Below are 5,310 nucleotides of genomic sequence, written 5' to 3'. Positions count from 1 at the left end.
GGCGTTTCTGTTTGGTCGGTTTGGCGCCTGAGCTCAGTATGGCGCTTGGCCAGCGCTAGACTGAGGAAGAAGAGCCCCCCAAACGCCAGGAACCACTGGCTGAGCGCAGCGCCGCTGGCCACGCCGCCGGCGGCCAGTCGCAGCATGTAGAGCGCCGCCAGGGCCACCACGTCGAATACGGGTTCGCGCTTCAAACCCGTCGAGTAGGCGACCGTGCCGATCATGTAGACGACGAGCGTAAGACCCAGCGGCAGAGACCATATTCCCGCAAGCCAAGCGCCAAACGCCGCCAGCGCCACGGCGAGGATCTTGCCGCTTCGCGCTTCAAGTTCACCAGCCGCGAACGGCCTGTTGCATTTCTCTGGATGAAGGCGGTCGGCTTCACGGTCACGAATATCGTTGACGAGATAGCCGGCGCTCGCGGCGGCCGAGAGCGCTATGAAGGCAAATCCCGCGCCCACCCAGGCTGCAACGTCCGAGGTGCGTCCTGCGAGGACTAGCGGCGCGAAGACCAGAACGTTCTTGACCCAGTGGGTCGGCCGCAACGCTTTGATCCACGCCAACATCACCGAGCGGGGTCGAGACTGTGAGCGATCAATCAGAGTCATGCTGCCGCCTCCGACAAATGCGAACGCCCTTCAACGACGTTCGGTAGGGTGGCGAGCACCGTGACCATGACGAGAACGGCCGCCAGCCAGCCGATCTGGATCCGGTAGAGCGTTCCAAGCGCTGCGGCTGGGAGCGGTAGGAACCAAGCGAGGACCATGAACCCGTAGAGCGCCCGTCGCGGCGGTGTTCTTACCGCGGCGCCGGCGTAGGCCGCGATCGCCAAGGCGGTGAGCGTGCTGTCATAGGCGAAGGTATAGGGTGAGATCAGCGCGCACGCCGCCAGCGCCGCTGTGGTGCGCATGCCGCTGTCCGAGGTTGCTCGCCAGACCCATATCCCAACCATGATCGCTGCAACTGCGGCGGCCCCTTGCGCCGTCCAGCACAGCCAGGTCGGCGCACCCAGGAGCTGCAGGGCGACGAAGATCGACGGCATGAGGGCTTTCAGCTGACCTGGGCTCTCCAGGATTTCGCGAGCACGGCCTGCGGCCGATAGGAACGCCGCCCACATGGTCGGGCCGAAGATGAGATAGCTTACCGCCGAAACTCCGATCACGGTGGCGCCTGCCGCGAAGATCTGTTTCCAGCGCCGCCCTGCGGCCAGAAGGAACGGCGCGGCGACGGCCAAGTGAGGCTTGATGACGAGCAAGCCGATTGACGCCCCCGCCACCAGGGGCCGCTTGGCGGATTCGTACAAGCCGAACGCCAACAGCGCAGCGGTGAGCCCGCCGAGCTGGTGATGCCAAACGTCCCAGAAGAGCGCTGGCGAGGCGGCGCCGGCGAGAAGCGTCAGTCGCGAGGGGAAGAGGCGCCACGCCATGAACAGGAACGCTGAGACGCCCAAGAGCGTCCAAACGGTCATGGCCAGACCGTAGGGCATATAGGCCAGAGGCGCGACGAGAAGGCTGGAGGGAGGCGGGTAGGCCCAGAAATAGGTGGCCGTCGCGCCCGGGTGATCCGCCACGATCGCGCGGTTGAACTCTGCCAAGTCATAGGCGTCGGCCGCGCGACCGTCTCGAACGAGGCGCGAAGCAGCATAGAAGTTGGAGAAGTCTTGGCCCGCCGGATCTCCGGTCGGCATGACGCCGTTGCGGGTGCTGAGGGCGCCGCCGATCATCAAGGCCGCGTAGAGAGCGATCAGGATGATGCTGGCTGTCACGACGGAGCGTCGCGTAGGCGGTGCATGGAACGACGCGTTACGCATGACCGCCTCCGAGGCGGCCCGCAGGCGCTATAGCGAGGTCACGACGATCGTGCTGACGATCACAAAGGCCAGCAGCATCGGAACGCGCTTGGCGTAGGCGATCTCGTGGCGCTTGAGGTAGCTGAGCACCTTCCGCCACCGCGCCTCGATCCCCGTAGCCTGCATCCCAGCCCAAGCTTCGCGTGCGCTGTGAACGTGGCTTGCAGCCACGACGGTGAACGTCATGGCGAACAGGGCAGCGACTTTCCAGGTTGGAAGTCCGTATTGAGCGAGGGCGTCCACGACCAGTACCCCTTGAAGAGCGAGTGTCCGTAGACGCTAACGCGCAGGGGCTGAAATACGGTTGAGGAACGTGGTTCGCGAAATCCTGCGAAGGATGGTTGACCAAGACTAAAGCCCCATACCCTGTTGTTGCTGGAGTGACGTTTGCTGCTCTTTGACGCGGCTTCGCTGTTTGTCCGGCCCGCGCGACATAGTGGTGTCGAGGCCGCGCCCCATGTCCTTCGACATATCGCGGTCCTTCTCCAATGCCTGACCGTCGCGCTCGCGGTCCCGCTCGTCCTGCTTCAAGGCCTCCGCCGCCTCCCGCAGGTGATCGAGGGCGACGGGCTTCTGACCGTCCTGTTGCAGAATGAGCTGAGACACCCTGGCCAGATCGTCGGTGACCATCCGCGCGTCCTGGGAGAGGCGCGAGGCCTGAACATAGAGGCGCGCCATGTTGGCCGCTTCGCCCACCTTGCTGGTGAGCTCGAACACCACCCCGTCGAATGTCGCGCCCTGGGCGCGATCGGCCGTCATGGCGTAGCCGTAGCCGCTGAACCGTAGGGCCTCGTCGCGTGAAGACAGGGTTTCGGTCTTTCCGGCGAGCTTGCCTTCGCCCTCGTGACGGATCGTCACCGACCGGCTGTCGACGGCCACAACCGTGAAGGCCCCTCCCCGCTCATAGCCGCGATCGCCAAAGCGCGCTTCCCAGACCATCTTCTCGCCGGCGGCGATCGGGTGCGCCCGCTCCGTGAAACTCGCAAACGAGGGGCTTTTCCGGTCCGCCTCGGCGTTGAGGTCGATCAGACGCTCGCCGCCCTTCTCGCCGCGTACCTTGAGGAGGTTGTTGACCTGGTCGATGCCGATGATGGTCTCGACCATGTTCCGGGGCGTTCCGACGCCCTGGAACCCCTTGTGGTCGACCACCTTGTCGCCGAGCGCGTAGCTGCGCGCATCCAGGTGCTCGGCGCGGGTGAGCTTCTTCTCATAGAGACGCGCGACGTCTTGCTCCCTGGCGCCTAGCTCGCCAGCGCCCTTGAGGTGCTCGCGAATCTGAACCGACACCAGGCCTCGCATGGCGTTGGTGGCGACCACGATCTGGGTGTCTCGCGCCTGACGCTGATCGAGATAGGCTTCGACCACCTTCTGCGCGACGGCGGCGTTATCGCCGTCCTTGCCCACCTCGAGGATGTTGGGCGCTAGCTTGGCCAACCCTTCCTTGAACCGGCCATGGGCCATGTGCTGGACAGCGTCGCGCAGGTGATCGGGCGCATGACGCTGGCGCAGGATCTCGCCCATCTCCGCGCGCTCGGCGCCGCGATCGATGATCGCCTTGAACGGATTGCCCGCCCCCGGACCGCCTAACTGGCCCCGATCGCCCAAGAAGCGAACGGCGGGGATTTCGAGCCTTTCGGCCACGCGGGTGAGCCGAAGCATGGTGTCGTTCGTTAAAGTCGAGGCCTCATCGACGATCAAGATCGTCTTGGAGAAGTCCGACTTGAGCCGGGCGGCCTCCTCACCGCCCGCGCTCAGCTTGGCCTCGGCGCCGCGCAGAAAGGACTCAACCGTGCGCGCCACCACGCCGGTCTTGCGGATCTCATCGGCGAACCGGTGCTGGGAGGCGATGCCATAGAGCTTGAACCCGTTTCGCTCGGCGATGTCGTTGGTCACCCGTAGCGACGTAGACTTGCCAACGCCCGCGAAGCCTTCAACGACGGCGTAGCGGTCACGGGACCCCAGCATCATCGCCGCGCCGGCAAGCTGGCCGCCGGTCAGGGTCATGCCGGTTCGTTCCTTGACGTTGACCGGGTCCAGAGCCCTGTTGAGGTTCTCTCGCGACATCAGCGCCGGCGCCTTGCCCTTGCCTGCCTCCAGGGCCCCAATGATCTCCTGCTCGCGCTGGATCGTTCGTTCCGTGGTCACCGCCCCGACCACCTTCTGGTCGGCGTCCTTGATTGCGCCGGCGGCCACCAAGCGATCAAACGAGGCCTTCAGGCGCTCGTAGGTCATCCCCGCGCTCGAGGCCATGAGCGCCTTTTGCATGACGAGATGCTTGCTGAAGACTGCCTCGCGTTCCTCGGCCGACTTGAGCCCGAGGGTGACCAGCTGCTGGGCTTCCTTGTCACGATCGCGGACCGTGACCGTGTAGTGGTCGATCCGCTCATTTTCGCCGCGTAGATCGCGGACTACCTGCCTGATCCGGGAAACGCCGGTGCTCATCGCCCCCAGCACCGTCTCAGTGACGTCTTTTCCGCGCTCCACCGATCGCGCGGCCAGCTGACGCATCATCGCGCCAGGATCGGCCTTCTCGGCGCGTTCAGCCCATTCGGCCTGCAGGGCCTCGCGGACGATCTCGCCCTTGGCCTTGCGCGTCTGCTTCTGCAGCATGGTGCGCTGGCCGGCCGTGGTCTCAACGCCGCGCTCAGCCTCCAGACCCTCTGCCGCGGCCTTGATCTCCTGAGACCGCGAACTGAACTCCGCCACCAGCTTCTCGCTCGAACCGGCGACCTCCCAGGCAAGCTTACCCTTGCGCTCAATGCTGAAGCCCTCCGACATCAGCCGGTCCTGCAGGTCGCGCGCGGCGACCAAGGAGGTGTTCTGGATCCAACGGTACATCTGCCGGGTGTGCAGGGCCCCGTATTGGCCTGTCTCCGGGTTCTTGGTGGTGTTGGCGATCGGGTTGTGGACGTGGATGTGTGGATCGCCGCCCCGGGTGGTGACGTGCATCACCGACCCATAGAGAAGGTTGCCGGTCAGGACCTCACGGACCCCGCCTTCCTTGTCCCGCATGCGGGTGATGGCATGGTTCTCCTCCAGGTAGCCCATGGCCGCCTGGTTGGCGCCCATGATGTGCTCTTTCAGCCGATCGGCGAGCGCCGGGTCATGCTTCTCGGCCGCGAGAACGAGCAGCGTGACCGACTTGGGCACGGCGAAGGTGAAGTCCCAGCCATGCTGATGCGAGGACTTGTTCTCCGACACGGTGAGCGCGGGCCCATCCGGATCAGGGTTCTTGCCGTCCAGGACGGACCGCAGGTCCTCGGCGCTGACCCTGCCCGCAAGGCCAAGGTCGGCCGCCGCCTTGCCACCCCACTCCAGGTTCGGCGCGCCCGCCTCCCCCTCGATGTAGTAGTCATCCTTGGCGTAGTACCCGGCCGCTCCGCCGGAGCTGCCGATCTTCGACAGCGTCATCATCGCATCGACCCCGAGGTCGACGGTCCGTCCAGGTCATTACGGTCATC

The 5,310-nt window shown here is 65.3% G+C and carries 4 protein-coding genes; all 4 read right to left on the bottom strand.

Annotation, left to right across the window (positions count from 1 at the left end; genetic code table 11):
* On the bottom strand, nucleotides 1-608 hold a 608-nt coding region (locus AX690_RS20070; protein ID WP_197426927.1), incomplete at its 3' end, for a UbiA prenyltransferase family protein.
* Nucleotides 605-1,810: a glycosyltransferase family 87 protein gene (locus AX690_RS20065; RefSeq protein WP_066682985.1), complete on the bottom strand. Its 1,206-nt coding sequence runs from the start codon at nucleotides 1,808-1,810 to the stop codon at nucleotides 605-607. The genes AX690_RS20065 and AX690_RS20070, both read right to left, overlap by 4 nt.
* Nucleotides 1,811-1,837: 27 nt before the next feature.
* Nucleotides 1,838-1,975, bottom strand: coding sequence for a hypothetical protein (locus AX690_RS23090; RefSeq protein WP_156449739.1), 138 nt, complete (start codon nucleotides 1,973-1,975; stop codon nucleotides 1,838-1,840).
* Nucleotides 1,976-2,200: 225 nt separating this feature from the next.
* Entirely contained in the window at nucleotides 2,201-5,263 is a 3,063-nt protein-coding gene (gene mobF / locus AX690_RS20060; RefSeq protein WP_066730534.1) for a MobF family relaxase, read from the bottom strand.
* Nucleotides 5,264-5,310: the final 47 nt, after the last annotated feature.

Source organism: Caulobacter sp. CCH9-E1 (assembly GCF_001556515.1).
GTDB lineage: Bacteria > Pseudomonadota > Alphaproteobacteria > Caulobacterales > Caulobacteraceae > Caulobacter.
Note: the sequence above shows the minus strand (reverse complement) of the source record. Positions and strands in the feature narration are given on the sequence as shown.

Coding starts and splice junctions, on each gene's coding strand:
- AX690_RS23090 (WP_156449739.1), bottom strand. CDS start 1,975: ATGCAGGCTACGGGGATCGAGGCGCGGTGGCGGAAGGTGCTCAGCTAC.
- AX690_RS20065 (WP_066682985.1), bottom strand. CDS start 1,810: ATGCGTAACGCGTCGTTCCATGCACCGCCTACGCGACGCTCCGTCGTG.
- mobF (WP_066730534.1), bottom strand. CDS start 5,263: ATGATGACGCTGTCGAAGATCGGCAGCTCCGGCGGAGCGGCCGGGTAC.